The 26813-nt window shown below is 38.1% G+C and carries 25 protein-coding genes and 4 pseudogenes; 1 reads left to right on the forward strand and 28 read right to left on the reverse strand.

Going from position 1 to position 26813, the window contains the following annotated elements; translation table 11 throughout:
- Nucleotides 1-258 precede the first annotated feature (258 nt).
- The 24 genes and pseudogenes from NXS10_RS06245 to NXS10_RS06355 all read right to left on the reverse strand — a co-directional run bounded on the left by NXS10_RS06245 (nt 259) and on the right by NXS10_RS06355 (nt 23983).
- Nucleotides 259-1545, reverse strand: a complete 1287-nt coding sequence (locus NXS10_RS06245; protein ID WP_259138854.1) for an LPXTG cell wall anchor domain-containing protein — start codon at nt 1543-1545, stop codon at nt 259-261.
- 269 nt (nt 1546-1814) lie between these two features.
- Nucleotides 1815-3212 (reverse strand): C69 family dipeptidase, encoded by a 1398-nt coding sequence (locus tag NXS10_RS06250; protein ID WP_259138857.1) that lies wholly within the window; start codon nt 3210-3212, stop codon nt 1815-1817.
- Between the two features lie 18 nt (nt 3213-3230).
- The gene (whiA, locus tag NXS10_RS06255; RefSeq protein ID WP_259138859.1) at nt 3231-4142 is read right to left on the reverse strand and encodes a DNA-binding protein WhiA; all 912 of its coding nucleotides are present in this window, start codon (nt 4140-4142) and stop codon (nt 3231-3233) included.
- A complete protein-coding gene (locus NXS10_RS06260; RefSeq protein WP_259138861.1) occupies nt 4139-5113 on the reverse strand; it encodes a YvcK family protein in 975 nt (324 codons plus the stop codon). The genes whiA and NXS10_RS06260 overlap by 4 nt, the downstream gene beginning before the upstream one ends.
- The gene (gene rapZ / locus NXS10_RS06265) at nt 5110-5997 is read right to left on the reverse strand and encodes an RNase adapter RapZ (RefSeq protein ID WP_259138863.1); all 888 of its coding nucleotides are present in this window, start codon (nt 5995-5997) and stop codon (nt 5110-5112) included. The genes NXS10_RS06260 and rapZ overlap by 4 nt, the downstream gene beginning before the upstream one ends.
- A 168-nt stretch (nt 5998-6165) precedes the next feature.
- On the reverse strand, nt 6166-6549 hold the full coding sequence (locus NXS10_RS06270; protein ID WP_259138885.1) for a RidA family protein: 384 nt from the start codon (nt 6547-6549) through the stop codon (nt 6166-6168).
- A gap of 115 nt (nt 6550-6664) precedes the next feature.
- Nucleotides 6665-9451, reverse strand: coding sequence for an isoleucine--tRNA ligase (gene ileS / locus NXS10_RS06275; RefSeq protein ID WP_259138887.1), 2787 nt, complete (start codon nt 9449-9451; stop codon nt 6665-6667).
- Between the two features lie 246 nt (nt 9452-9697).
- On the reverse strand, nt 9698-10525 hold the full coding sequence (locus tag NXS10_RS06280; protein WP_259138888.1) for a DivIVA domain-containing protein: 828 nt from the start codon (nt 10523-10525) through the stop codon (nt 9698-9700).
- A gap of 49 nt (nt 10526-10574) precedes the next feature.
- A complete protein-coding gene (locus tag NXS10_RS06285) occupies nt 10575-11348 on the reverse strand; it encodes a YlmH family RNA-binding protein (protein WP_259138891.1) in 774 nt (257 codons plus the stop codon).
- Between the two features lie 14 nt (nt 11349-11362).
- A complete protein-coding gene (locus NXS10_RS06290; RefSeq protein WP_259138893.1) occupies nt 11363-11629 on the reverse strand; it encodes a YggT family protein in 267 nt (88 codons plus the stop codon).
- A 1-nt stretch (nt 11630) separates the two neighbouring features.
- Nucleotides 11631-12248, reverse strand: a complete 618-nt coding sequence (locus NXS10_RS06295) for a cell division protein SepF (RefSeq protein ID WP_259138896.1) — start codon at nt 12246-12248, stop codon at nt 11631-11633.
- Between the two features lie 8 nt (nt 12249-12256).
- Nucleotides 12257-12934, reverse strand: coding sequence for a YggS family pyridoxal phosphate-dependent enzyme (locus NXS10_RS06300; protein WP_259138899.1), 678 nt, complete (start codon nt 12932-12934; stop codon nt 12257-12259).
- Nucleotides 12934-14220 carry a cell division protein FtsZ gene (gene ftsZ, locus NXS10_RS06305; protein ID WP_259138901.1) on the reverse strand — a complete coding sequence of 429 codons (1287 nt, stop codon included), beginning with the start codon at nt 14218-14220 and terminating at the stop codon, nt 12934-12936. The genes NXS10_RS06300 and ftsZ overlap by 1 nt, the downstream gene beginning before the upstream one ends.
- 21 nt (nt 14221-14241) lie before the next feature.
- Entirely contained in the window at nt 14242-14466 is a 225-nt protein-coding gene (locus tag NXS10_RS08655) for a cell division protein FtsA C-terminal domain-containing protein (RefSeq protein WP_373318047.1), read from the reverse strand.
- Nucleotides 14439-15633: pseudogene (ftsA, locus tag NXS10_RS06310) on the reverse strand (cell division protein FtsA); the annotation flags it as partial. The gene NXS10_RS08655 and the pseudogene ftsA, both read right to left, overlap by 28 nt.
- A gap of 186 nt (nt 15634-15819) precedes the next feature.
- On the reverse strand, nt 15820-16902 hold the full coding sequence (locus NXS10_RS06315) for a cell division protein FtsQ/DivIB (protein ID WP_259138905.1): 1083 nt from the start codon (nt 16900-16902) through the stop codon (nt 15820-15822).
- Complete coding sequence (locus NXS10_RS06320; RefSeq protein ID WP_259138908.1) at nt 16903-17979, reverse strand: UDP-N-acetylglucosamine--N-acetylmuramyl-(pentapeptide) pyrophosphoryl-undecaprenol N-acetylglucosamine transferase; 1077 nt, start codon at nt 17977-17979, stop codon at nt 16903-16905.
- Complete coding sequence (gene murD / locus NXS10_RS06325; protein ID WP_259138911.1) at nt 17972-19336, reverse strand: UDP-N-acetylmuramoyl-L-alanine--D-glutamate ligase; 1365 nt, start codon at nt 19334-19336, stop codon at nt 17972-17974. The genes NXS10_RS06320 and murD overlap by 8 nt, the downstream gene beginning before the upstream one ends.
- A gap of 120 nt (nt 19337-19456) precedes the next feature.
- The gene (locus NXS10_RS06330) at nt 19457-19678 is read right to left on the reverse strand and encodes a DUF3165 family protein (protein ID WP_373318040.1); all 222 of its coding nucleotides are present in this window, start codon (nt 19676-19678) and stop codon (nt 19457-19459) included.
- Nucleotides 19679-19750: 72 nt separating this feature from the next.
- Nucleotides 19751-21598, reverse strand: coding sequence for a translational GTPase TypA (gene typA, locus NXS10_RS06335; RefSeq protein WP_259138917.1), 1848 nt, complete (start codon nt 21596-21598; stop codon nt 19751-19753).
- 180 nt (nt 21599-21778) lie between these two features.
- Nucleotides 21779-22159: a rhodanese-like domain-containing protein gene (locus NXS10_RS06340; RefSeq protein ID WP_259138919.1), complete on the reverse strand. Its 381-nt coding sequence runs from the start codon at nt 22157-22159 to the stop codon at nt 21779-21781.
- A 9-nt stretch (nt 22160-22168) separates the two neighbouring features.
- Nucleotides 22169-23140, reverse strand: a complete 972-nt coding sequence (locus tag NXS10_RS06345; protein WP_259138921.1) for an ROK family glucokinase — start codon at nt 23138-23140, stop codon at nt 22169-22171.
- Entirely contained in the window at nt 23115-23339 is a 225-nt protein-coding gene (locus tag NXS10_RS06350) for a YqgQ family protein (protein WP_259138923.1), read from the reverse strand. Before NXS10_RS06350 ends, NXS10_RS06345 begins: the two co-directional genes overlap by 26 nt.
- A 110-nt stretch (nt 23340-23449) precedes the next feature.
- Nucleotides 23450-23983, reverse strand: coding sequence for a Dps family protein (locus NXS10_RS06355; protein ID WP_259138925.1), 534 nt, complete (start codon nt 23981-23983; stop codon nt 23450-23452).
- 134 nt (nt 23984-24117) lie between these two features.
- Here NXS10_RS06355 and NXS10_RS06360 point away from each other — a divergent pair, with 134 nt between their 5' ends.
- The gene (locus NXS10_RS06360; protein WP_259138927.1) at nt 24118-24786 is read left to right on the forward strand and encodes a prepilin peptidase; all 669 of its coding nucleotides are present in this window, start codon (nt 24118-24120) and stop codon (nt 24784-24786) included.
- Here the strand turns inward: NXS10_RS06360 and nth are convergent.
- From nth to NXS10_RS08725, 4 genes and pseudogenes are all read right to left on the reverse strand, one after another.
- Nucleotides 24783-25415: an endonuclease III gene (gene nth, locus NXS10_RS06365; RefSeq protein WP_259138930.1), complete on the reverse strand. Its 633-nt coding sequence runs from the start codon at nt 25413-25415 to the stop codon at nt 24783-24785. The genes NXS10_RS06360 and nth overlap by 4 nt on opposite strands.
- Before the next feature lie 111 nt (nt 25416-25526).
- Nucleotides 25527-25784 (reverse strand): annotated as a pseudogene (locus NXS10_RS06370) (IS3 family transposase); the annotation flags it as partial.
- A gap of 16 nt (nt 25785-25800) precedes the next feature.
- Nucleotides 25801-26069 (reverse strand): annotated as a pseudogene (locus NXS10_RS06375) (hypothetical protein); the annotation flags it as partial.
- 284 nt (nt 26070-26353) lie between these two features.
- Nucleotides 26354-26765: pseudogene (locus NXS10_RS08725) on the reverse strand (IS3 family transposase); the annotation flags it as partial.
- Nucleotides 26766-26813 lie beyond the last annotated feature (48 nt).

Here is a 26813-nt window from a genome sequence, read left to right on the forward strand (position 1 = left end):
ATATTCTATCAAACTACCTAAGCCTTGTCAACCCTTTTTTGAAACTTTTTCCAAAAAAAGTAACAAAATACAGGACGTCCGACAGCTCCATTAGTCTATCAAATTTTGATATACCTGTCAATGAAAAAAGGCAGTCCTACTACTAGGACTGCCTTTTTATGCTGTCAAACCATTTATTAGGGTTGACGGTACTGCTTTGGTCAGTTTGCCTGTAAAGCTTCTCTACTTTCAATAAAGAGGGGGCAAGCTCTTTCTGACTTAGACTTCCTTTTTGCTTTTACGCATACCTGCAAATCCAAGGGCTGAGACAAGTCCAAGACCTAATAGAGATAGGGCTGAAGCTTTCTCACCTGTTTGTGGTAATTGGTGATGACGTGCGACACGTGAGTAAGTCGCTTTTTCACCTTTTTCACCTTGATGACGTTGTGCTGATTTACCAGTTGGTTTAACTGATGTTGGTACGACAGTTGTTTTACCATCTTTTGTGATAGTAGAACCTGTTACATGAGAACCATGTGTTTCTGTACTGTCTTTTGTACCGTTTGGTTTTACAGGTGAATTACCGTTTGGTACATTAATAACGGTTCCATTTGGTAGAGTTACTTTAGTGCTATTTTGAGTAGTGTTATTTTGAGTACTTGAAGTTGAAGTGCTTGAATCAGATAATTCTTTTTCTAGACGAGCAATTTCATTTTTGATATAAGCTTGAACTACTTGTCTTTCTTTTAGAGTTGGGACTGGGTCATCATAATTAGTATAATCATTATAATAAAGACCTAAAGTAGCTCCAAGGCGAGAGTATTGTTGTCCATTGATGGCCAATTCAGTTTTACCTGTTAGTTTACTGTAATCATCAAGGGCTTGATGTAACTTCTTACTTTGTTCTTCAGTTGGCATACCGAGAAAGTATACTTGTTCATCAGATGTTTGTATCTTATTTAGCATGATATCATTACTAGTCGCTAGGATGGTTTTCAACAAGTCGAGTTCTTTTGCCTTAGTTGCTTTGTCATCAGTTGGAGCAATAGGGGCTTCAGCCTTACCTGTACCATCAACAGCAGCTTGGGCTGATTGAACGGTTGCTTCTTTTGTTGCAACGTCAGCATCTGCTGCATCTTTTTCACTTTGTGCAGTGTCAACAGCTGGAGCTGGTTTAGCAGTTGTGGCAGTTGCTGTTGCTGTTGCGTTTGCTTTTTGTTCTGAAAGATTTGTTGCTTTATCAGCTTGGTGGGCTGCGATGTTTTCAGGAGTGGCATTTGCAACGTTTGTTTCAGCGTCTTTAACAGCTTCTTTTGCAGTGTCTACATTAGCTTGAGCAGTTGTTACGGCTTTATCAGCTTGATTTTCTGTATCTTGTGCAGTAGCAACTTGTGCTTTAGCATCAGATGATTGCGCTGTTTCAGTCTTTGGTGCTTCAGCTGTGACAACTGGTTTATCAGGCGTATCAGCTTTTGCTTGTGTTGCTTCATCAGCAAAAGCTGGTGCACCAACCGCTGCGATCGCGAGTGCAGTAGTTGCTGCAAGAGATTTGAGTGTTTTGTTCATAGTTGTGTTTTTCTCCTTTTGGATATTTCTAACTACATTTTACCCCCCCCCCCCCCCGATTTTGTCAAGTGATTTTAGGGTTTTTTTATCTTTTTATGACAAAAGAATAGGATAAGATAAGTAGTCTGAACGTGGTATTGCTATTTGAAAGATGTGCATGAGACTGTATCTATTTTTGATTGGAATAGATTCTGACAAGCTGAACAACTTCATAAATAATTAAAAGAAATAGATATAACAAAAACCAACGGAAAGACCGTTGGTCAAAGTTAGTCGTTAGCAGAAAAACGATTAGTCATCAAATCGCTAGCATCAAAAAGCACTTGATTTAATAATTTTTGTGTTTCATCTTGAATATAATCACTCATAGCTTGATTTTCTGCTTCAAGGTCAATCTTTTCACCTGATGAAAGAGCAGCGTCTACTTTATATAACATAGCATGTCCTTGTGCCATTGTCTGCTCAATATAATCATCAAGATGTCCTGCATGGTAATGATAGTGTGTATCTGCTAAAGCAGCAATTAAGCGACTAGACCAATAAAAATTATCTGTTGATACTTTTTCAGTCGTATTTGCAAAATAATCAGGAGTCTTAGAAATTTGTGTAAAGAACGGAACCATTGTCGTAAACGGCATAGAACCATAAGAAAGCCATTGAATACCAGTTGTTTCATGTGGTTGATTTGGGCGTAATTGTAAAATGGCTGTTTGGCTAGTTCGATTGATACCAATTGGTCGAAATTTTTTTTGACTGACAGAGGTACCTTCTGAACCATATGGATCAAAGACGGTATCCTGATAGTGATTACTTAAAACATACTTAATGTCTTCAATGCTAACTTTACGATAAGGCTTTTGACACCAAGGAATGAAAAAACTTTTAGGGTCTTGCTCAACATCTGGCGTTAAAAAACGTTGAATTGCCCAGCTCCTTGGAGTATTGTAGCGTCTATCTTTGTCTCTCTGGCTACCAAAAGCGTATCTTGGATTAAAATGCTCATTAGAATACGTCAAATCAAGATGATGTTCAGCAATGAATTTACGTAAATCGCTAGAGTGAAGATAAGCAGTTGGATTATTAAACTCAAAATAATCAATACCAAATTGATTAGGATTGGTCACGTATACATCATCTGGGACACGTCTTGCAATCCAATGATGTCCTCCTATCGTCTCAAGCCACCAAATCTCATCACTGTCCGAAAAGGCAATGCCATTACTTTCGTAAGTCCCATATTTCTCTAAAATAGAACCTAGAAGCTCCACACCTTCACGCGCACTATGAATGTAAGGTAAAACCAAAGTCAACATGTCTTCTTCGCCAATGCCTGATGACACTAGAGGATCAGCTCCCAACACTCGAGCATTGGTCGTTATAGTCTCAGTAGCACTCATAGCAACATTATATGCGTTGATACCCGCCTCACCCCAAATACCATCTCTACTTAGAGCATCTGGAACAGCGGTGTAGCGCATTGGATTATCTGGTAACTTCATCTCAAAAGTTGACAATACTGATTTATAATGGCGGAGTTGTTCCTCTGGATGAACTACAATAAATTTTTTAGGTGTAAATTCACCATCTTGTGAATCTTCCGTTCGAGCAATAAGTGTTGAACCATCATAAGATGCTTTTTTCCCTACTAAAATCGTCGTACAAGCCATAAGTTTATCCTTTCCGTTCTATAATTCGTCTGCAATTTGATTAATTTTTCGCAACCGATGATTAACACCACTTTTTGTAATAGTGATGTCTAAGCTATCTGCAATCTGCTGGATAGAATAATCAGGATGTGCCAAACGCACTTTTGCAACTTGGCGCAAGTCACTAGAAAGACTATCAAAGCCAACTGTGTCCATGATTTTAATGATATTATTAATTGTTTTCATGCTGGCTGTCACCGTTCGGGCAATATTAGCTGTTTCTGCGTTATTTGCTCTATTCAGATCGTTTCTAGTTTCACGTAAAATCTTAATTTCTTCAAACGCTTCCTTTGCTTGAAGAGCACCAACTACCAACAAAAAATCCATAATGTCCTCGGCTTTTTGAAGATAAGTCACTGCTCCACTTTTATGGGCAATAACTTTAGCATCAAGCATAAATTTCTGCATGAGTGAAGCGAGATCTTCTGCATGATCTTGATAAACCGAGAAAACTTCCAGCTGATATTTCCCTGAGTCTGGTTCACGTATCGTTCCTGTAGCTAGAAAAGCTCCTTTCAAGTAACCTCTTCCACTATTATCATCTTCTAGGATATGAGTCTCAATACCTGTTTCTAAACCAAAAAAAGAGTCTGCTAGTTGTAAATCAGCTAAAATAGTTTCCACATCACTATCTACAAAAACTGTATAAACACGATTTTTACGTAGATTTGTTTTGTAGTGATACTTAATCTCAGGCTGACTAGTGTAATAACACTCAATTAATTGATAAATATGACGAGCAATTTTAGCATTTTCACTGGTAATAGAAAGCGTCAAGCCATTACTTGTCAATCCAAGATTTCCAGATAGTTTAATGATAGCAGACAGTTCACTTTTGTCGTGAATAGAAAGCCCAAGTAATTCTTCTTTTACTGTCGTTGTAAAACTCATCGTTTTTTTCCTACCAAATTCATCAATTCTTCAACAACTAGGTCCCCATGATGAAAAGCACCTCCTTTTTCTAAACGTAAAAAGTTAGACGAGATAATGCGCTTTGCTTGTTTTTGCAATCCTTGAAAATCATGCTCTACTTGAACCAAATACTCATCAAAACAGTTTGAGACCATATAAGCATCTGGCACCTTTTCGATATTGACCAAAACAGTATCAATAACATCCTGACCTAAATGGCGGTTTAGCACTTCCACATGATTTGCATCTGTAAAATGTTCTGTCTCTCCCCTCTGTGTCATGATATTGCATACATAAGCAACCTCAGCTGGTGTAGCAAGAAGAGCTTCTTTAATTTCAGGAATAACGAGATTAGGTAAAATTGAAGTGAACAAAGATCCAGGTCCCAAAACAATCATATCGCTTTCCATGATAGTTTTCACAACTTTTCGGCTTGCCTTCGGACGTTCGTCATTATAAGTATTTGTAACGAAAACATGGTCAATCATGCCCTGATAATCAGCTATACTACTCTCTCCAACTACCTCATGCCCATCTTGAAAAATAGCATGAAGTGTCAAAGGTTGCTCACTTGATGGATAGATTTTGCCAGAAATATGAAAAAATTTGGTTAAAATCTGCATAGCGTTATAAGTAGATCCTTGCATTTCTGAAATACCTGCAATAATCAGATTACCAAGTGGGTGTCCTGCAAAATCACCATCTCCTTCTGAAAAACGATATTGAAAAATCTTTTCATAAAAGCGTGGCATATCACTCATAGCCACTAGAACATTTCGCAAATCACCAGGCGGTGTCAGTCGCATACTACCCCGCAATTTCCCAGAGGAACCACCATCATCAGCAACTGTTACCACAGCTGTAATATCAACCTCTTCGAAACGCAGACTATTCAGAATAACAGGGATACCAGTACCACCACCAATCACTGTAATCTTAGGTTTTCTCATGAACGGTTCACCGTCTCCTTTCTACGGTCTTTATCTCGATGGCTCTCATTAACAGACCACTCACCTTTTAAATCTTCAGCCAAGCGATGTGCAAAAGCAGTACTACGATGTTGACCTCCTGTACATCCTATAGCGATTGTTAGAATAGCTTTTCCTTCTCTTTGATAACCAGGCAAAATAGGAACAATCAAGTTAAGAAGCTTTTGGTAAAAGTCTTCCGACTCTTCAAACCCCATGACATAGTCATACACTTCTCTATCTATTCCTGTTTTATTACGTAGCTCTGGTTTATAGTAAGGATTTGGTAAAAAGCGTACATCAAAAACTAAATCCGCATCCAATGGTAAGCCATATTTAAAACCAAAACTCACCACTTCAATCCGAAATGTACTTGTAGTATCACCAGATGAAAATTTCCCTGATAAGACTTGGCGCAATTGACGAGGAGTCAACTCTGTTGTATCCACTACATTCTGACTTAAACTCTTTAGAGGTGCTAGCAACTCACGCTCTAGCGTAATACCGTCTAAAATACGACCATCCGAAGCTAGAGGATGACTACGTCTTGTCTCCTTGTAACGTGACACCAATTCACCATCTGTTGCATCTAAAAAGAGAATATTTACCTTGACATGCTCATTAGTCTCAATCTTGTCTAAAATAGTACTAATTTCATTAAAAAAGAGGCGACTACGCATATCCATGACCAAAGCAACTTTATTGGTTTCACCAGATTGCTCAACCAATTTGATAAATTTTGGTAACAAGGTCGGCGGCATATTATCAATAGTAAAATAACCCAAATCTTCAAACGACTGAATAGCAACCGTTTTACCAGCACCACTCATTCCTGTCACAATCACTAACTCAATGTTTTTTGCCATTTCGTTATCCTTTCTCTCATGAACCTCATTTTCTTGCTCACCGAACGTCTATCTAAAAAACGTTTCTCATTACCTCACAAATCGTCATAACGCTTGCCTATGTTATTATACCACATCCGTATCTTAGCGACACTTGAAAGTTAAAGAAAAAGGGGCAAGCCCTTCTCTTTAGTCAGCCAGATAAGCAGTGACTTCAATCTCTACTTTAACATCCTTAGGCAGGCGAGATACTTCTACACAAGAGCGTGCTGGGAATGTCTCGTTAAAAGCAGTCTCATAAACAGCATTAAAAGCAGCAAAATCATTGATGTCACTTAAAAAACAAGTAGTCTTAACCACTTGGTCAAAATCAGATCCAGCCTCTTTTAAAATGGCTTTTACATTTGATAGAACTTGCTTTGTTTGTTCCTCAATTGTCTCACCTATAACAGCACCTGTTGTCGGTGAGAGAGGCACCTGTCCACTTGCAAATAAGAAATCGCCAACGATTTTTCCTTGAACATAAGGACCGATAGCTTTTGGTGCTTGGTCTGTTTGAATGATTTTTACCATAATGTCTACCTCCAAAAGATACTAATAGTTTAACATATTTTTCAGAAAATTAATATAAGTTTTTTGCTATTCTGAAAAAAACAAGCAGGTAAACACCTGCTTGTCCATTTAACATTTATTCAAATCCATCAGAAAGAGATGAAGCAAAGTTTGCTTCGATAATATCAGCACAATGATCGCAAATTGTAGCGTGATAAGGACGTTCTTTAACTGTTTCATCCACGCGACGGCAACGATCACAAACCTCACCAGAGGCATGAGTGACTCTAAAGGCAACCCCGTCAAAACAGATAGCATCACTAGGGGCAGCTTCGTCTGTAATAGTCAAACCAGATACAATCAGGAGTTGTGCAATATCACTATCAAGAGATGATAGGAGCGTTTTAATATTTTGAGCAACATATACAGTCATGTGTGCTTCTAAAGATTTTCCGATAACTTTAGCATTACGCGCTTCTTCCAAAGCTTTTTGCGCTTGCGCTCGGAAAGTCATAAAGGCTTCCCATTCCTCTAAAATTGTTTCTTGTCCAACAAAATCCTGATGAGTTGGTAACTCTGTTAATTGCACAAACTCTTCTGATTCATAATCGAGGTAAGACCAGATTTCCTCAGTCGTGTGAGGGAGAATTGGTGTTAATAGTTTCGTCAATTTAACGAGAATATCGTAAAAGACTGTTTGCATTTGACGACGCTCAAAGCTATTTGCTGCCTCAATATAAACGACATCTTTTGCAAAATCAAGATAAAATGCAGATAAATCAACCGTGATAAAGTTAATAATAGCTTTATAAATGCCCATAAAATCATAAGCTGCATAGGCTTTTCGAACCGTTTTCACCAGTTGATTAAACTTGATGGTCATATATTTGTCAACAGGACGTAACTCTTCATAGCTAATAGCATCACTCTTAGGATTGAAATCAGATGTATTAGCAATCAAAAAGCGTAACGTATTTCTGATTTTACGGTAAGTCTCAGAAGTTTGTTTGAGAATGTCCATAGAGATACGCACGTCATTGCTCGTATCCACGCTTGTCACCCAAAGGCGAAGAATCTCAGCACCGAATTGTTTTTCCACATCACTTGGCAAGATGGTATTTCCAAGAGATTTCGACATCTTCTCGCCCTTACCATCAAGTGTAAAACCTTGGGATAAGATAGCTTTATAAGGCGCATGACCGTTAACGGCAACAGAGGTAATGAGCGATGAGTTAAACCAACCACGATACTGATCGCTCCCTTCAAGATAGAGATCCGCCGGATAAGAAAGCTCTTTTCGAGCATTCATAACACCATTCCACGAAGAACCTGAATCAAACCAAACATCCATAATATCTGTTTCTTTGGTAAAAAGACCATTTGGTGAACCTGGATGTGTAAAGCCTTTTGGCAACAAATCTTTAGCATCACGTTCCCACCAAATAATTGAACCATGTTCTTCAAAGAGGTCAGCAACATAATCTGTCACTTCTTTGGTCATAATAGCTGTACCATCTTCAGCGTAAAAGATTGGAAGCGGTACCCCCCAAGCTCGTTGACGTGAAATGACCCAGTCGCCACGATCACGAATCATATTATAGAGGCGTTTTTGACCCCAAGATGGATTAAAACTAGTTTTCTCAATCTCATCCAAAATATCTTGGCGGAATTTAGAAACAGAAGCAAACCATTGCGGAACAGCACGCCAAATAATTGGCTTTTTCGTACGCCAGTCAAATGGGTAAGAGTGATTGATGACTTCGCTAGCGAGCAGTAAATCACCTAACTTTTCTTGAACCAGTGGTGTCACCTTATCATAAAACTGACCTTCAAAATCGCTACCTGCATTTTCCATCATAATACCACGCTCATTAACAGTAACAACGACTTCAAGACCGTATTTGATTCCAACATTGTAGTCATCTTCACCAAAACCTGGAGCTGTATGGACGATACCAGTCCCAGAATCTAAAGTAACATGATCTCCAAGTATAACAAGCTCATCAATCTCGCTATCCCAAGGATGCTCTGTGATAATCATCTCAAGATCAGATCCTTTATGATGAGAAATCACTTCTGGGCTTTTCCAACCAAACTTCTCACTTAATGTATCCAGAAGCCCTTCAGCAACGAGATACTTACGCCTGCTTTCTTCTGGTCTAACGACAACATAATCCATATCAGGACCAACAGTCAAACCACGTGAAGCTGTTACAGTAAATGGTGTTGTTGTCCAAACAACAATATAAGTATCTTCATCTAAGATACCTTTGCCATCTTTGACTTTATTGGCATAGTAAAGAGAAGTCGAATCAATATCATGGTATTCAATTTCAGCTTCAGCAAGAGCTGACTCAGACGACCATGACCAGTAGACCGGTTTTGCTCCTCGGTAGATATAACCTTTATCCGCCATAGCTCCAAAAACACGGATTTGTGCTGCCTCATAGGATGGAAGAAGTGTAATATACGGGTTTTCCCAATCTGCTAAGACACCTAAACGTTTAAAGTCTTTGCGTTGTTTATCAACCTGTTCCAAAGCATACTTGCGACATAATTGAAGATAATCAACAATGTCCATCTCTTTACGTTTTACCCCTTGCTTTGCAAGAACTTGCTCAATCGGCAAACCATGTGTATCCCAACCAGGGACATAAGGAGCACGAAAACCAGACATAGACTTAGATCGTACGATGATATCTTTTGAAATCTTATTCATAGCATGACCAACATGAATGTTACCATTAGCATACGGAGGACCATCATGGAGATTAAAAGAAGGCTTTCCTTCATTTAGTTGCTGACGTTTTTTATAAATTTCTGCTTTTTCCCATTCAGCTTGCCATTGAGGCTCTTTATTAGGAAGCCCAGCACGCATCGGAAAAGCTGTTTTTCCAAGATTGAGGGTATCTTTAAGTTTCATTTCTAACTCCTTTATATTATAAAAAGCTTCCATCACAAAAGGACGAAAGCTCGTGGTACCACCTTAATTTAGAATAAAAAACACCGATAGGTCTCCTATTCCCTTGATGACTGGTAAGGTTCGTCAAACCTTTCATCCTACTTATTCAGATGAAATCGAAGAAAAGGATAACATAGAGTTGAGGAACTATAGACCTCTCACCATCGTCTACTCGCTGAAAGTATCATACTCTACGCCTAATTTTTCTTATTCGCCAATATTCAATTTGAAAGTCTGTGTTTCATTCAATGAATCTTCTTCCAATGAATCTTCTTCGCTTGAAGTCTCCAATATATCTGTCGAAGAGGAAACAGAATCTAAATCTGAAGGTGCTTCCATTTTTTGTTTAACAGACTCTAATTCATCAACTATTTTATTGCTCTCCTCAACGCGACGTTGTAATTCATCCATTTCTTCTGGCGTGAATTGCCGTGTCACGTCAAAGGTTGCTGCCTCACTAGTTGCAGGAAGGTGCTCATCCAAGACTTTTTCTACAACTTCTTTAAAAGTTTCATCTGAATCTTGGACATAAACAGCAGTTGGCTGTAACAATTCATCCCAATCAGATGAATTGGCAAGACTTAATTGACTTTCAATAGAGGCTATTAAGCGTTGATGAAACACACGAGCTTGACGTTTTAAATCTTCTGTTTCAACAGCTACACGTTTAGCATCATCTGAAGCATCACGAATGATTTGATTAGCTTTAATTTTAGCTTCATCTAAAAGTTGTTGTGATTCAATATTAGCGCGTGCTAAAAGGTTGCTCGCCTCATCGTTAGCTGATGTTTTAACCTTTTCAGCTGTTTCTTGAGCAAGAATAACAGACTGACTAAGCGACTCTTTCATTTCATCAAAATATGCTACTTTTTCTTCCAAGGCTTTCACCTTTTCTTCCAAAGTACGTTTTTGGCGAGTGAGAGTTTCATAATCATCAACAATAATGTCTAAAAACTCATCAACCTCTTCTTCATTGTATCCTCGAAAACCACTTTTAAATGTTTTATCTTTAATATCTAATGCAGTCAGCGTCATATTAGTCTCCTTAAATAAAATTCAATTTGTTTGTTCTCTATAAATAGTACTATTTATGTTTTAACTTTTCAATAGTAATCTTATGCTTACCAGATTTTGTCAATCCATCTTCACCAATTAATCTTATTCGCCCAAAGTCACGCACACTAATCATATCACCAAGCAATAATTGCTCTGCTCCTTTCTCCACAGTCCTATAATTGACCTTAACCTTTCCAGATTCAATCAGTTTGACAGCTTGAAGTCGTGAAAGTTTAAAACTACTAGCTAAAATCTTATCAAGTCTCAAACTAGACACTTGGAGAAATATTTTTTGAGTTTCTTCTTGGCGTTCCATCAACCGACTAAAAGGAACTTCCTCCATGGTTATACCAGATTGCCCAATCTTTGTTATCTGTTGCAGAGCTTGATTTACCATAGTACTTGTTAGAAAGAGTTGCGCACTATTGTCGTTAAGACGAATATCCCCAATCAATGAGCGCTCAACCCCTAGCTGATGTAGAAAAGCCCCTAAAATCTGTGCATGTGTTAGGCGATTGAACTTATTATTGTAGTGAATTTCCAAAAGAGAAAGTTGAAAGTCCGCTTTATCAAACTGATAATAACTAGGAGCAATAATTGCTTTTCCATACTCCGTATCAAAGTAATCATTAGAGGAATAGCAAATCAATTCACTAGAAGCGACCAAACTCTCAACTATCTCTAATTCTCTAGGATTTAAAAACTCTGTCACAAAGATAGCATAAGTATCTTCAACACGGTTAATAATGTCAGTCGTTTTTTCAACAAAGATAAGCTCATCCTTATGAAAATGTTGTAACATACTCTTAGAAAGCATCAAATAATTAGCCCAATCAATCTTACTAAAAGTCCACTCAATACGTTAAGTGCAATTATCACTGCCCATATAGTAAAATCAAAGCCCGCAAACTGTAATGGAAAACGTCTAAAAGGTTGAATAATAGGCTCTGTAAAAAATGTAATTAAACGACCAAGTCCACTATTATAAGCCCCAGGAAACCACGATAACAAAGCATAAACAAGCAAAAGATAAGAATAAACTTGAATGATTCTCAATAAAATATCAATAATTAACAGTAACATCTTATCGTCTCTTCATATCAAAATCAAAGTTTGCCTCTTGAGAAACCGCATGAACAGCCTCTTCAAAATTAACAGAAACAATCTTAGGGGCTAACAGATAGATAGAACTGCCCACTTTTTTGAGGGTTCCTTCAAGAACTTTACTTGCCCCATCAATAAAATCCAAACAGCGTCTTGCTTGCGCATCTAGCATATATTGAAAATCAATCAAAACACAGACATCTCTGCTTAGCAAGTCGACAATATCTTGCGCATCATCATATAGCTTTGGATATTTTAACAAAATCGTCAATTGAGGGACAGAGACATCTTGAGTTTCACGATGCTGTTGTTGCGCATTATGATAGCTCGGCACATTCGTTGGTTTTCTACGTTGTGTAACTGATGATTTGCTTTGCTGATGAGATTGGCTATATTCTGGTTTTTGTTGAGACATTTGACGAGGTTGTCTCACACTTTCTTGTTCCTTAATCACCTGCGAAGTATCTCTTGATTCTTTTTGTGTTTGAACCGATTTCTGTTCTACTTGATGAGACAAATCCATGTTGCTTTCAGCATCTGTCACATCATCCGTATCAAAATAAGCAATAAGTCTCTCAATGCGATCTTTAAAAGCCATAAGTCCTCCTATTCTTTAAAAAATGCTGAGCCTATCCTTACAAAAGTTGCTCCCTTTTGGATGGCTATATCGTAATCGCCACTCATCCCCATGCTCAGTTCTGTGAAAGGCATGTGCGGTATACGTAAATTTTGCAATCTCTGATTAAGTTCTTGTGCTCGAGCAAAAATATCAGCTATTTCTTCTTTTGTCGCAAGCAACGGTGCCATAGTCATCAATCCGACAAGTTCAATCTTATCAAAAGCTTCAAGCTCAGAAAGAACAGGCTCAACTTCGCTCACTTTAAAGCCATGCTTTGTTTCTTCTTCGGAGATATTAACCTGCAGAAAACACTTTATCGGATGCGCAGCACGCTTTTGAATTTCAGCTGCTAGTTTTACCGAATCTAATGCATGAAAATAGTCGACATAGTTGATAACTTCCTTGACTTTACGACGCTGAAGCGTGCCGATAAGATGCCAGGTAAGTTTTTTCTCCTTAAGAGTCTCGTACTTATCTAAGAATTTATCAACACGATTTTCTGCAATATGTTTAATTCCTGTCTCACAAAGATCTCTTGCTACACTAGCATCAACATATTTCGTAACAGCAATGATCTGAACGCTATCTGCTGGTCTATTAGCTGCTTTTATTGATTGATTGACACGTTCAAATACAGTTTCTTTGTTCTTTTTTAAATTCATCATTATCGGTTTTTAAAGAATGGCGGTGTTTCTAGCTCATCATCAACATCATCCGTATCAGAAAAAGTTGACATAGAAAGTTGACTATCAAGCTCACCTTCTGTCGGACGGGAAATATCATTGCGACGCAAATCCCAATTTCCAAAAGCACTAGATTGTTGATTTGTTGCCGTATTTTGATTCTGCTGTGGTGTAGGTATATCATGTTGCACAGGCATATCAAAGTTTTGCTGGCGATCAAAAGTTGAATTTTGACGTGCTTCTTGTGCGTACTTTGCACCTGCCAATTGTTGAGGGTTTTGGCGACTAGCATTCTGCGGTATTTTTACTTTTTCTTTACGAACACCTGTAGCCACAACTGTCACACGAATTTCATCTTTCATTTCCATATCAATAGAAGTACCGAGCCAGATATTGACGCCCTTGCCTGCTGCTTGACCAACAATTTCAGATGCCTCCTCAGCCTCTGTCAAAGTCATATCCATACCACCAGTGACATTAACAATAACATCCTCCGCACCGTCAATAGTAGTCTCAAGAAGTGGTGAATAGATAGCTTTCCTAGCAGCCTCTGTGATGCGCTCTTCACCCGTTCCAATACCGATTCCCATAAGAGCATTACCTTTATTTGCCATGACAGTCTTAACATCTGCAAAATCAAGATTGATAAGCCCTGGATTTGTAATCAAATCAGTAATCCCCTGAACACCTTGACGAAGAACATTATCCGCTTCACTAAGTGCTTCCAGAAGTGGTGTTTTTTTATCAACAATTTCAAGCAAATTATTGTTTGAAATAATCAATAAAGTATCTACTTGATCGCGTAATTCTTCGATACCTTCCATAGCAAAAGAACTACGTTTATTCCCTTCAAAACCAAATGGTCGTGTTACAACTGCTACTGTCAAAGCTCCTAGACTTTTGGCAATACGAGCAATAACAGGAGCTGCTCCAGTACCTGAGCCACCACCCATGCCTGCTGTTATAAAGACCATATCAGCTCCAGTCAAGGCTTCTGTTAAGGTTTCTTCGCTTTCCTCTGCTGCTTTACGACCAACCTCAGGTTGACCTCCAGCACCCAGACCTCGTGTTAATTTTGGTCCAAGTTGAACAACTGTCTCCGCTTTAGAACTCGAAAGTGCTTGGATATCTGTATTGGCAGCAATGAACTCAACACCTGCCACACCTTCATCAATCATGCGGTTAATGGCGTTCCCACCACCACCTCCGACACCAATTACTTTTATCACTGCACCTTGGACAGATGCTGAATCAAATGAAAATGCCATTTTTCTCCCTCGCTTAATAAATTAGTCAAACATACTTCCAAAAATATTCCGAATACGCTCCGTTAACGTCGGACGAGCCCTATTGGGCGATTGCTTTTCTTGCAATACCTCTTCTGTTGGTAAAGGTTGCAAATCATTCGTCATTGACTCCTCACCACCAAAAGTTGGTAAAGGCGCTGTCGTTGTATAACTTGGACGAGTCTCATCAAGTCGTGACGTAAAGTCATCTGGCTTACGACGCAGCAACTCTTCGCCAAATACAGCAGCTTGAGCAATCACATCAACCTCTGACATCACTCCTACATATTCGACAATGCTGATGACATTAGCAAACATTGGATTACGAATTCCCACTTGGTTAGGTACATGAAGTTTGACAGGTACACCTAAAACGTCCTGAGCTACTTCAACAATTCCAGGTAGGATAGCACCACCACCTATTAGAATAATACCACCAGGCAAGTCAAGCAAACGTCCTCGCTCTAAGTCTTGCTTTACACGGTCAAGGATATGACGGATACGCGCTGAAATAACCTCTGATAAAAAGCGTTCATTAACCTCAATCGGCTCATCGCTCCCTACGACATCCACCTTCACCGTCTCACCCTCGTTAGATTCTGAGATATCCGCCTGACCAAAGTTAAACTTTAAAGACTCAGCCGTCTGCATGGAGGTTCTTAACACTTTAGAGATGTCTTTTGTAACATACTCGCCACCTTCAGGATAAATATTAGTATATTGAAGTTCTTGCGCACGCATAGAAGCAACGGTTGTTTGCCCACCACCCATGTCAATTACGGTCGTACCAAATTCCCGTTCGCCCTCATTTAGGACAGACTTTGTCATAGCTAACGGTGTAATAACAACGTTTTCAGTCTCAATACCTGCTCTCTCTACTGTTTTGCGTAAATTATGTAAAATAGTGGTTGGTCCAGTATAGATAAGTCCTCTCATTTCCAGACGAACTCCCATCATACCTCGTGGATCTCTTATACCTTGAAAACCATCGACGATAAATTCCTCTGGAATTAAAGAAATGACCTCACGCTCAGGTGTAATACTCTTTGTCAACGCTGATTTGACAACACTCTCAACGTCTTCGTCTTTTATTTCTTTTGACTCGCTTGACACAGGAATCATCCCTTGCGTAGGCTCGATCTGCAAAAGATTAGCTGGCAAGCCGACATTTACCTTTTCAATCTTGATGCCCGCTTTTTCTTCTGCTTGCTCTACTGCTGTTTTAATTGCTTCTGCAGCCGCCTCAATATCAACAATGATACCATCTTTCACTCCATTGCTTGTGACATTGCTAACACCGATGACATTCATCTCACCAGAAATTAACTCTGCTACCAAGACTTTTATCGAGCTCGTTCCTATATCCAAACCAGTAAAAAAGCCATTCCTAGCCATTCACTCGACCTCTCTATTCTATACATTCTATACAATTATCAAAAAATCTGCCTCTAAACAGAATTATTCAGGAAATATTATACCATAAAAGAACGTAAAAAAGTTCTTTTTTACGTTCTTTATTTTATCTTTTTACAAAAATATCCTCAATTCCCTGTAAACAGAAAAATTTTCCCCTGTTATCTTCTACTGCTGACCTGTTTCTTCTTGGCTTTCAGCTGTCGCTTCCTCTGTCTGTTGCGTTTCAGAACTATCTGAAGTTTTCTCTGCCTGTTTTGCTTCAATTTCGGATGTAGTCGCATAAATGCCAACTTCCATATCCACAATAGCAGGTGGGGTAAGCTTGTCCTTAATCTTACTATAATAAGGCAATTTCATTATCATTTCAGATAAAGGAACACGTACAGTATTACCATCACGCATAGCTAAGATTAATAAATCACTAGTCGACGTTGAACCTGCTAGGCTGATACTTTGAATACTGTCACGTAGATTCTTATCAAGTGCCAACAAATCCTTAGCCAACTCTTTGAGCATTTTCTGATCTGTCAATGAAATGGTAAGGGAAGCTTCTGGCAACTCCGAAACAGGTGCTGCAACAACCACATTTCCATTTGAAAGAAGGGGTTGATATCCTGTATCGGTCTGTATGTAGCCCACTACTGAATATTCCTTAATCATCAAGGTAAAATAATTAGGAAATTGATAACTTAATTTCGCTGAGGATACCCAAGGATTTGCTACTTTTAAGCGATTCTCATAAGTTTTAGGGTGTAGCAGAAGTGAAAAAATATAGTCCGATGACTCGATGTGTGCTTCTTTGAGAACTGTCTTAGATGGTGTGTGAGAGCTACCCTTAACGATGATCGTTTTTTTCTTACTGTAAGGTGAAATAGCAAAAAGCGAAGCCATAAACAAAAGAAACGAAACGATTATGACTGGTAAAGCTTTAATGACCGCTCTTTGACGCTTGGTCAACCCTTTTTTTACTTTAACCTTTTTAGGCTTCTTAATCTTTTTTTTAACTTTTTCTTTTTTGTCCTCTTTTGTCTCTATGTTTTCTTTTGGCGGAATCTTACCATAGCGTGCTAACTTTTCAAGACGTTCTTCTTTTTTCTGTTTCTCTTTTTCTGCCTCTTTCTGCTTTTTTTTCTTTAAAAACTCTAGATTTAGCTGTTGCCACTCTGTCAAAGGAGCTCTGCCCTCTTTGTGTTCGGAAGTTTTTGGCTCTTTTACTTTTTCTTCATGTTCTTGTTTTTTTTCAGACATTTAGCGTTCCTTCATTGTTTTTGAAATGTCATCGGTCAACAATTGGTAAAAATCATCTGGGGTTTTTAGCTCACGACTTGCTTTCATGTGATTTATGTAGTCATCCTTACGATTAAGTAAATCATCTATGACTTCCTTGAGGTGATCTAAAGTGAAATCATCCTCAAACAATTGCTTTGCATAACCTTTTTTCTCAAAGTAAGACGCATTTTCAAGTTGATCTCCACGACTCGCTTCACGTCCTAGTGGTACAATAATATGTAACTTTTGCATAGCCAACAATTCAAAAATCGTATTGGAACCCCCTCGTGTAATGACAACATCTGTCATATTCATCAAAGGTTGGTAAAGATCTGTCACATAGTCCACACGATAACAGTTATCTTTCAAAACATTGAGACTAGGATCCCCAGTGATGTTGATAACATTGAATTGCTGTGTTAAAGCAGTCTCTTTACTCACAAAATCATTGAAAACCTTAGCCCCAGCTGAACCACCGATAAATAAAATAGTCTTTAGTTCTGGATTAAAGTGGGCTTTAATATCCTCAAGTCTAGGTGACATTAAGCCTTTTTTTTCTGTAATTTTTGTAATGGCTCCTACATGTTTCACCTTGGTTAGTGTGGCATTCTGCTCAAAAGTGCTATACATGGTCGTCGCAAAGCGATAAGCAATTTTATTGGCCAAACCCATAGACAAGTCAGACTCATGTATAAAGACTGGAATACCTAATATTTTAGCAGCGATAACGGGTGGAACTGCTACAAAACCGCCCTTTGAAAAAAGTGCTTGCGGTTTGATTCTCGCCAAAATACTAATAGACTGAATAATTCCAAAGCACACTTTAAAGACATCAGATATATTTTTCCAAGAAAAATACCGACGTAATTTTCCAGTTGCTATAGCATGAAAAGTCACATCCAATCCTGACTGTTTAATCTGCTCATGCTCTATGCCACCTTTAGAACCAATATAATGCACTTCCCAGCCATTTTTGATAAACTTTGGGATAAGAATAAGATTCAAGGTCACATGACCGACAGTTCCTCCACCTGTAAAGACAATCCTTTTAGTCATGTTGCGCTCCCTTTAATGTTTCAAAAGTTGAGATAAACTCATCACCACGCACTTCAAAATTTGGATACATGTCCCAGCTGGCATTAGCTGGGCTAAGAAGAACAACATCTCCTTCATCCGCTAAATCAAAAGCACGGATTGTTGCCTCTTTGACGTCACTAGCAATACAATAAGGCACGCCTGCCTTAAGCGCTGCTTTTTTTACACGTGGAGCAGACTCTCCTATGATAATCATTTGCTTGAGCCCCTTGATATCATCTACCAACTCATCAAATTCATTGCCACGATCAAGACCACCTGCAATCAGGATAACCTTACTGTTATCAAATCCTGACAAAGCTTTTTGAGTAGCTAGTATATTAGTAGATTTACTGTCATTGTAAAAAAGGACTCCATTAATACTACCTAGTTTTTGTAAACGGTGTTTCACACCACCAAAAACACCTAAAGTTGCAGCTATAATAGAATTTGAAATACCAGATAATTTTGCAACCGCTATAGTCGCTAGAGCGTTTTCGATGTTGTGACTGCCAGGAACACCTAAATGACTAGCTTCCATAATCTTTTCACCTCTAAAACAAAGAAAACCATTCTCAAGGTAAGCTCCATCAACTTTTTTTTGCGTTGAAAAGAAGACAACTGTTGCTTGTGTCTTTTGCGATAAAGTCTCTGACAACTCTTGATTCGCATTTAAAATGAGATAATCATTTATTGTCATTTGGTCTTGAATATGCCACTTAGCAGCCACATAGTCTTCAAAACTACCATGATAATCAATATGAGTTGGCATAAGATTCGTTATCACTGCCATACGGGGATGAAACTTTTGAACTCCCATCAACTGGAAACTGGACAATTCCATCACAAGACTATCTTCTTCTGTAGCTGTTTTTGCGACCTCACTGGCTGGAAAACCAATATTCCCAGAAAGAAGTGCATGTTTACCAGCAGCATTGAGAACATTAGCAATCATAGTTGTTGTGGTTGTTTTACCGTTAGACCCTGTAATACCAATGATTGGTGCTTCTGATATTAAGTAAGCTAACTCAACTTCTGTTAAAACAGGAAGTCCTTTTTCCAAAGCCTTTTTAACCATAGGATTATCATAACGAATCCCTGGATTTTTAATCATTAAGGCAAAATTTTCATCAAGCAACTCTAGGGGATGGTGACCACAGATAACCTTGATACCTTCCTCTAGCAAAGATTGTGCCATTGGATTTTCATCAAAAGGTTTACTATCATTAACAGTAACAATAGCACCTAACTGGCTCAAGAGACGCGCTGCTGCTTCTCCAGAGCGTGCCAAACCTAAAACAAGAACTTTTTGATTTTCAAACTGTGTTATTTTTTTCATTATTCGTTCCAATTCATTTTATAATATCTTTTATTGTACCGTTAATTGCTAGGATTTTCAAGGTATTGCCATAGACAAAAAGAGAACCTAGAGGCTCTCTTTTTGTCTATATAAGCGCTTTTATTCTGTCATATCTTTGGATTGTACTTTCTTTTTAGTTGGCATTTTCAGCATGTCTCGCATTCCCAAAAAACCTAACAAGGACATCACAAGAGCTACGTAAAATTCAGACGGCATATCAAGAAAAGCCAGCACACCAAAAACGAAAGCTACCATAAAAAATACAAGAATTCCTACTATCCCAATCGGATTGAGTGTATTTTTAATCGTTCTTGGTGCCATAAAAAAGTAGTATAGCAAAATCAAAAACAGCAATATCAAGTAAAATACCATAGCTATCCCTTCGATAGAAAATTACTCTTCTGCAGACATTTTTTTCTTTTTAGCTGCTTTAGCACGTGCATTTTTATCCAAAATTTGTTTACGTAAGCGGATAGACTCTGGAGTAACTTCCATGTATTCATCATCATTTAAGAATTCAAGTGATTCTTCAAGAGTCAAAATACGCGGTGTTTTAATCACTGCTGTTTGATCTTTAGTAGCAGAACGCACATTGGTCATTTGTTTTGCTTTAGTGATGTTAACTGTCAAGTCATTTTCACGAGAGTTTTCACCAATAATCATTCCTTCGTAAACTTCAGTACCTGGATTAACAAAGATGGTTCCACGTTCTTCAATAGACATGATAGAGTAGGTCGTTGCCTTACCCGTATCAATAGAAACAAGTGCACCACGATGACGTCCACCAATTTCTGCGTTAATAACTGGCATGTATTGATCAAAAGTATGATTCATAATACCATATCCACGTGTCATAGAAAGAAACTCAGTAGGGTATCCAATCAAACCACGCGCTGGCGCCAAGAAAATCAAGCGTGTTTGTCCATTTCCAGTTGATTGCATATCAAGCATTTCACCTTTACGCTCAGAAAGCGATTGAATCACAGCCCCTTGATACTCCTCTGGTGTATCAATTTGAACACGTTCGAATGGTTCGCATTTCACGCCATCAATTTCTTTGACAATAACTTCTGGACGTGATACTTGAAGTTCGTATCCTTCACGACGCATTGTTTCGATAAGGATAGACAAGTGCAATTCACCACGACCTGATACAGTCCATTTATCTGGTGAATCAGTTGCTTCAACACGAAGTGAGACGTCCGTTTGCAATTCAGCAAGCAGGCGTTCTTCAACTTTACGAGATGTGACGTATTTCCCTTCACGACCTGCAAATGGTGAGTTATTTGCTAAGAATGTCATTTGAAGTGTTGGCTCGTCAATGTGAAGGATTGGAAGCGGTTCGACGCAATCTGTTGGAGTGATTGTTTCACCAACGAAGATATCTTCCATACCAGAGATAGCAATCAAATCACCAGCTTTTGCTTCTTGGATTTCACGACGTTCAAGTCCGAAGAAACCAAACAATTTAGTAACACGGAAGTTTTTAGTTGTACCGTCAAGTTTTGAAAGAGTAACTTGGTCACCAACTTTAACAGTACCGCGGAAAATACGTCCGATACCGATACGTCCAACGAAATCATTGTAATCAAGAAGCGATACTTGGAATTGAAGTGGTTCTTCTGAGTTATCAACTGGCGCTGGAATGTGGCCAATGATAGTGTCAAAGACTGGAGCCATTGTATGTTCTTGATCGGCTGGTTCATCTGAAAGTGATGACGTACCGTTGATAGCTGATGCGTAAACAACTGGAAATTCTAATTGGTCATCGTCAGCACCAAGCTCGATGAAAAGTTCAAGAACTTCATCAACAACTTCTGCTGGACGAGCTGATGGTTTATCAATTTTGTTAACAACAACGATTGGTGTTAAGTTTTGTTCAAGAGCTTTTTTCAACACGAAACGTGTTTGAGGCATAGTTCCTTCGTAAGCATCGACAACAAGCACAACACCATCAACCATTTTCATGATACGTTCAACTTCTCCACCGAAGTCTGCGTGTCCTGGTGTATCCATGATATTGATACGGACACCGTTATAAGCAACTGCAGTATTTTTGGCAAGGATTGTAATACCACGTTCTTTTTCAAGATCGTTTGAGTCCATTGCACGTTCTTGCAATTCTTTACGTTCATCAAGTGTGTGTGATTGTTTCAATAATTCATCAACAAGGGTTGTCTTCCCATGGTCAACGTGGGCTATAATCGCCACATTACGAATGTCTTCTCTTAATTTAGTCATGATTTCCTCTGCCATCTTAAAATATTTAACTTATGAATTATACCATAAATCGCAACAAAAAACAGACTAATGACAATTGTAAATGTTTTCAAGATGTAGACTCCTTTGCTTTGTTATTGATAAACACTTTAAATCTTCCTATCAAAAAGCCGGATACTTCTTACCCGACCTCTTTTGCTGTCATCTTTGTTTTATCTTACCATCCCAATAATCTAGTCCATCTTTTAAGACGTAAATATTTTGATAACCTTCCTTTTTCAGTATAAGTATAATACGAGGTAGCGACTGACTACGATTATTATCATAGATGAGTACTGGCTTGTCCTTGCGGATAGCAGAAAGGCTATTTTTCAATTGACTAGCAGGTAAGTTTCGTGCACCTAAAATGTGCTTTTTCTGAAAAGCACTTGATTCCCGAATATCAATCAACTGTCCAGAATGCATTCTCTCTTCAAAGCTACGATTATCCAAAAAAATCGCTGACCGACGTACTCGAAAATAGTTCCATGCTGTATAAAGCATGATACAGACCATAATGGCAACTAAAACCCAGATAAGCATGACTACCTCCTAATCTGCTACAAACTTGCTAGCAAGGCTAGCTGCTCCGATAATTCCAGCGTCATTGCCTAGCTCTGCAATTTTAACCCTAGTTGATTTACGCACTTGTGGAAAAGCATAGCGTATAAAATATTTTTCAACCCGACTACGCAAAAATTCGCCCGCCGCTGAGACGCCACCACCAATAACGATAGAATCAGGATTTAGGATATTTGAGATATTTGCAATCGCTAAACCTAAACATTGAGATACTTTATCCACAACTAACAAAGAAAAAGTATCGCTATTTTTTGCCTCATCAAAAATGTCTTTACTTGTTACCACATCTCCATTATCAATAGCAGTTTTTATAGAAGAATCTCCCTCGTACTCTTCTGCAATTCGACGTGCAACACGGACAACACCTGTTGCTGAAGCAACTGTCTCAAGACAACCGATATTGCCACAAGTACACTCAAAGCCATTTTCAGGTTCAATAACGATATGTCCGATTTCACCTCCAGCACCAGCAACACCGTGTATTAGATTGCCACCTGCAATCACACCGCCACCTACACCTGTACCAAGCGTCACAAAGACAACATCCGAATTATTGGCACCCGCACCAACCCAACGCTCACCAAGTGTTGCAACATTAGCATCATTATCAATGGCAAATGGAATATCTAACTCAGATTCGATGACAGAGCCTACTTCCTGTGTATCTGCCCAATTTAGATTAAAAGCACCTGTTACCGTTTTTTTATCTCGATCAACAGAACCAGGAGAACCCATACCAATCCCAATAAAATCATCTTTTGTCAAACCATACAAACTCATACGGTGTTTCAGGGACGCCACGATATCAGGAACAATATGTTTCCCATTTTCTAAAGTATTGGTATCAATCGCCCATTTTTCCTGGACGGTACCGTCTTGCTTTAGAATACCAAACTTGATTGTCGTTCCACCAAGGTCAATACCCAAAAGTTTTTTTGCCATTTACTTTCTCCTCCTCTATACGATGTTCATGTCTTAAGATCAATTCTGCTTTAAGATAATCATCTTTTGCAATGAGATGATTTTCGTAAAGCTTTTCAAGCTCTATCTTCATCACTTCGATGTCGTAAAGACGCTTACCGACATAAACATAAATACCAAAACTTTTCAATAGTTGTTGCACATCATAAAGTGTTTTCATATTGCTATTTTACCAAAAATATAGAGAGTTTTCAACAGCTCTGTGCAATCGTTTGCACTTTCTTTGACTTCCATTTTAAAAAGGCTAAAGTAAACCTCTAGCCTTAAAACTTATTTACGAAGTCCTGGTGCTTTGCCAAGCTCAGCCTGAAGCATCCAGACGGTCTTTTCAACGTCAGCTTGTGCATCTGAGAAGAGGTCATTACTTGGGTTGTCACCTTCTTCATCAGTAACATCGAGTCCCACTTGATAGAGGTTTGATAGATAAGTGTAGACATCTACCAAACGTGCTAAATAATCTGTTATTGGTTTATCAAAAGAACCCTTTATTTCACTCAAACGAGAGTTTTCATCAAATTCTTTGAGTGTTGAATAAGGAGCACCACCAATCGTAATCAAACGCTCACTCATTTCATCCAGAGTTGCATTAAGACTATCCATCAATTCATCCATTTTGGGGTGCAAGTAGTAAAAACCTGCGCCACGCATATACCAATGCACTTGATGCACAATAGAATAAGCTTTTGAAAGATCGGCAACTGCTTGATTTAAGACAGCCTTTGTCTTAGCATTTTTTGAACCTGGAGCTGTGACATTATGTGTAACAGCAGTGTGAATAGCTTCTTTGTCTAAAATTTGAGTCATATTTCGTCCTCCTAATTATAAAATGACTGCTTTATAATAATCATTATTTTTTTAGAATGATTATTATTTATATTATCATTATACCTTTTTTGAAATGAATTGCAAGTCATAACATTTTTTACGAATAAAAAGATATGAATATTCTATTATACTTTAGCCTAGGGGCATCTATTGCTTCTTTTTTAGGTCTTGTTGTGGATCGTTTTCCTGAACAATCGATTATACTGCCTGCTAGTCACTGCAATCATTGTCAAAAGCGATTAGGCGTTTGCGAGATGATTCCTATACTCTCACAAATGTATTACAATAGCCGTTGTAAACATTGTCAGTACATAATCCCAAAACGCTATATGGTTATTGAAGCAGCTTCTGGGGTAGCATTTGTCCTTTTTGGACTTGGGTATTTGCAATTAGCGACCTTATTAGCATTGTTTATGAGTCTAACACTTGCCCTCTATGATTATGATCAACAAGAGTATCCTGTACTTGTATGGCTAATCTTTACCATGCTTTTGCTACCATTAGCTCATGATTATACTCTTTTTATTATCTTATGTCTGCTTGGTATTTTAGCTTATCTATTTCCTCTGAAAATGGGGAGTGGTGACTTTCTCTATCTTGCCTCTCTCAGTCTTATATCAGATAAGGTGAGTCTCCTATGGATTATCCAAATTGGATCTTGGCTAGGTATTATCTACATTATAAAACAGAAACAAGAGAAAAAGCCCATTGCTTTTGTTCCTTTTTTAGCTATTGGTTTTGCTACTATCCTTCTCATTCAACAACTTAACCAACTATTTTAGGACAAACCTTTTGGAAAATGATAAAGCTGTGGATATTTATCGCATTCTGGATTTTTGGGATGACAAATTGCTCGCCCAAAAGAAATCATCGCTTGGTGAGCTTTTAGCCACTCCTCTTTTGGTAAAACATCCATAACGCGCTTTTCAATCTCAAGAGGTGTCGCATCCGATTTACAAATCTGATGATGCTTGCAAATGCGTGTCACATGTGTATCTACAGCAAAAGCAGGTATACCATAGCCAACACTTAATACCACATTCGCAGTCTTGCGCCCAACACCCGATAAACTCTCGAGTTCTTCTCTTGATTTTGGAACCTGACCATCAAAATTTTCTAATAACTGAATAGCACATTTATGAAGAAAACGAGCTTTATTGCGGTAAAGTCCTAATTTTGAGATGTAAGGTTCAATCTCTGTCGGAGTTGCTTTGGCGAAGCTTTCTGGACTTGGAAAATGCTCAAATAAAGCAGGTGTCACTTTATTAACAGCAGCGTCTGTTGTCTGTGCAGATAGCATAACAGCAACTAAAAGCTCAAAAATAGATGTAAAATCTAAACTTGGCTTAGCGTCTGGAAAGAGCTTGATAATCTCTCGAATAACATATCTTGATTTAGCTTTTGATAACATGGTCAACTCCTTTACTTCTTATTATACCACGTCAAAAGTCAACCAAACATTTAAAAGCTTGTACAAAACTCTAAACTTTTGTACTGTTTCCCAAAAAGTTAGACAATTAATTTATGCTAAAGATTGAATCCTGTCTTGCTCAGGACTCAGTCCTTTTAATTTTATTTTGATTCTTTTATCGTTGTAATAATCAATACAGTCTGAAATAGCTTGCTTCAACTGTTCGATAGTCTTAAATGACGATTCTTTGCCATAGAACATCTCGGTCTTCAAAATGCCAAAGAAGGATTCCATTATCCCATTGTCAGGACTATTCCCCTTACGAAACACAAAAGGTTTCATTCCTTTACTTTTAAGGAAATAATGATACTGAAATGACTTAAATCAAAATTTTATACAAATACTCTATGTCCTCATCTTCAATATTTACACGTTCATATTCCTCTTTATATGCTTGTAAGCTATCCTTATTGCCTGTTCTCTTTCAGAAAGCAACTCATTTATTATTTCATCATATGTATTACGCAATTTCTCAGCATTTCTTTCATCTTTTAAGGATTGAATTTTACTATTCACTAATGTTGTTCCCTTTAAAGTTAAGGTCGCTAAATCAATACCAGCTTCAACCAGTGCCTCAGAAATATATTGTTCCATCATTCAAACTCCATGTTCATTTCAATCCTAAAATACCTATTATTGATAATTTTTTCTATCAAAGGGATAGTTAGGCAGGTATAAATACTCATCAAATTCGTGTTCATCTAGCTACTCTTGATATGCTTCATACTTCAAAACTGCTCTCTGATCTTTTCTGCGTCCCTCAAGTGGTATTCTCTCAACTTTTTGGCGATAGTCGTACGAAACGAATATACCTGTAAGGCTTGTCTAAGAACAAGGAGCTAGCGACTAAGCGATTAACAACAAGATACTGCAAGCACAGCGTTCTTTGCTCTTAGGTACTCATTTTCATATTGCAAGCGTTCTAGTTCAGTCATGTCTTCTACTGTTTTTTTGGTTTACGTCTCATTTTTTGTGGTCTCTTTCTTGTTTTCTAAACAATAGTATACCCATTTTTTGTATTACACTATCCAATTTGGGAGAGTGCAATCGAGTGAAACTTGTCTTAAAAATGGCTCTGAAGGAACACTTTATTCGTTATTTCTTTAACTCAGGAGAGTAGTAAGAATTTTGGTCTTTTTTGATCACCTCAGTACCATATTAATCCATCAAGCGAACCATATACTTCAGTTCACTAACGTTGACATCAAATTGGTTACAAATCTGTGACCAACTAACTCCTTGTTTTCTCAACTTATATATCTCTAATTTATCCTCATAGGTTAGTTTCATAAAAAATGCGCTCCAATCGTTAGATATAAAATCTAACGATTGGAGCGC

Origin of the sequence: Streptococcus sciuri, assembly GCF_024814375.1 — a bacterium.
GTDB classification, from domain to species: Bacteria; Bacillota; Bacilli; order Lactobacillales; family Streptococcaceae; genus Streptococcus; species Streptococcus sciuri.

Coding starts and splice junctions, on each gene's coding strand:
- NXS10_RS06245 (WP_259138854.1), bottom strand. CDS start 1,545: ATGAACAAAACACTCAAATCTCTTGCAGCAACTACTGCACTCGCGATC.
- NXS10_RS06250 (WP_259138857.1), bottom strand. CDS start 3,212: ATGGCTTGTACGACGATTTTAGTAGGGAAAAAAGCATCTTATGATGGT.
- whiA (WP_259138859.1), bottom strand. CDS start 4,142: ATGAGTTTTACAACGACAGTAAAAGAAGAATTACTTGGGCTTTCTATT.
- NXS10_RS06260 (WP_259138861.1), bottom strand. CDS start 5,113: ATGAGAAAACCTAAGATTACAGTGATTGGTGGTGGTACTGGTATCCCT.
- rapZ (WP_259138863.1), bottom strand. CDS start 5,997: ATGGCAAAAAACATTGAGTTAGTGATTGTGACAGGAATGAGTGGTGCT.
- NXS10_RS06270 (WP_259138885.1), bottom strand. CDS start 6,549: ATGGTAAAAATCATTCAAACAGACCAAGCACCAAAAGCTATCGGTCCT.
- ileS (WP_259138887.1), bottom strand. CDS start 9,451: ATGAAACTTAAAGATACCCTCAATCTTGGAAAAACAGCTTTTCCGATG.
- NXS10_RS06280 (WP_259138888.1), bottom strand. CDS start 10,525: ATGACGCTGACTGCATTAGATATTAAAGATAAAACATTTAAAAGTGGT.
- NXS10_RS06285 (WP_259138891.1), bottom strand. CDS start 11,348: ATGTTACAACATTTTCATAAGGATGAGCTTATCTTTGTTGAAAAAACG.
- NXS10_RS06290 (WP_259138893.1), bottom strand. CDS start 11,629: ATGTTACTGTTAATTATTGATATTTTATTGAGAATCATTCAAGTTTAT.
- NXS10_RS06295 (WP_259138896.1), bottom strand. CDS start 12,248: ATGGCTTTTAAAGATCGCATTGAGAGACTTATTGCTTATTTTGATACG.
- NXS10_RS06300 (WP_259138899.1), bottom strand. CDS start 12,934: ATGATGAATTTAAAAAAGAACAAAGAAACTGTATTTGAACGTGTCAAT.
- ftsZ (WP_259138901.1), bottom strand. CDS start 14,220: ATGGCATTTTCATTTGATTCAGCATCTGTCCAAGGTGCAGTGATAAAA.
- NXS10_RS06315 (WP_259138905.1), bottom strand. CDS start 16,902: ATGTCTGAAAAAAAACAAGAACATGAAGAAAAAGTAAAAGAGCCAAAA.
- NXS10_RS06320 (WP_259138908.1), bottom strand. CDS start 17,979: ATGACTAAAAGGATTGTCTTTACAGGTGGAGGAACTGTCGGTCATGTG.
- murD (WP_259138911.1), bottom strand. CDS start 19,336: ATGAAAAAAATAACACAGTTTGAAAATCAAAAAGTTCTTGTTTTAGGT.
- NXS10_RS06330 (WP_373318040.1), bottom strand. CDS start 19,678: ATGGCACCAAGAACGATTAAAAATACACTCAATCCGATTGGGATAGTA.
- typA (WP_259138917.1), bottom strand. CDS start 21,598: ATGACTAAATTAAGAGAAGACATTCGTAATGTGGCGATTATAGCCCAC.
- NXS10_RS06340 (WP_259138919.1), bottom strand. CDS start 22,159: ATGCTTATCTGGGTTTTAGTTGCCATTATGGTCTGTATCATGCTTTAT.
- NXS10_RS06345 (WP_259138921.1), bottom strand. CDS start 23,140: ATGGCAAAAAAACTTTTGGGTATTGACCTTGGTGGAACGACAATCAAG.
- NXS10_RS06350 (WP_259138923.1), bottom strand. CDS start 23,339: ATGAAAACACTTTATGATGTGCAACAACTATTGAAAAGTTTTGGTATT.
- NXS10_RS06355 (WP_259138925.1), bottom strand. CDS start 23,983: ATGACTCAAATTTTAGACAAAGAAGCTATTCACACTGCTGTTACACAT.
- NXS10_RS06360 (WP_259138927.1), top strand. CDS start 24,118: ATGAATATTCTATTATACTTTAGCCTAGGGGCATCTATTGCTTCTTTT.
- nth (WP_259138930.1), bottom strand. CDS start 25,415: ATGTTATCAAAAGCTAAATCAAGATATGTTATTCGAGAGATTATCAAG.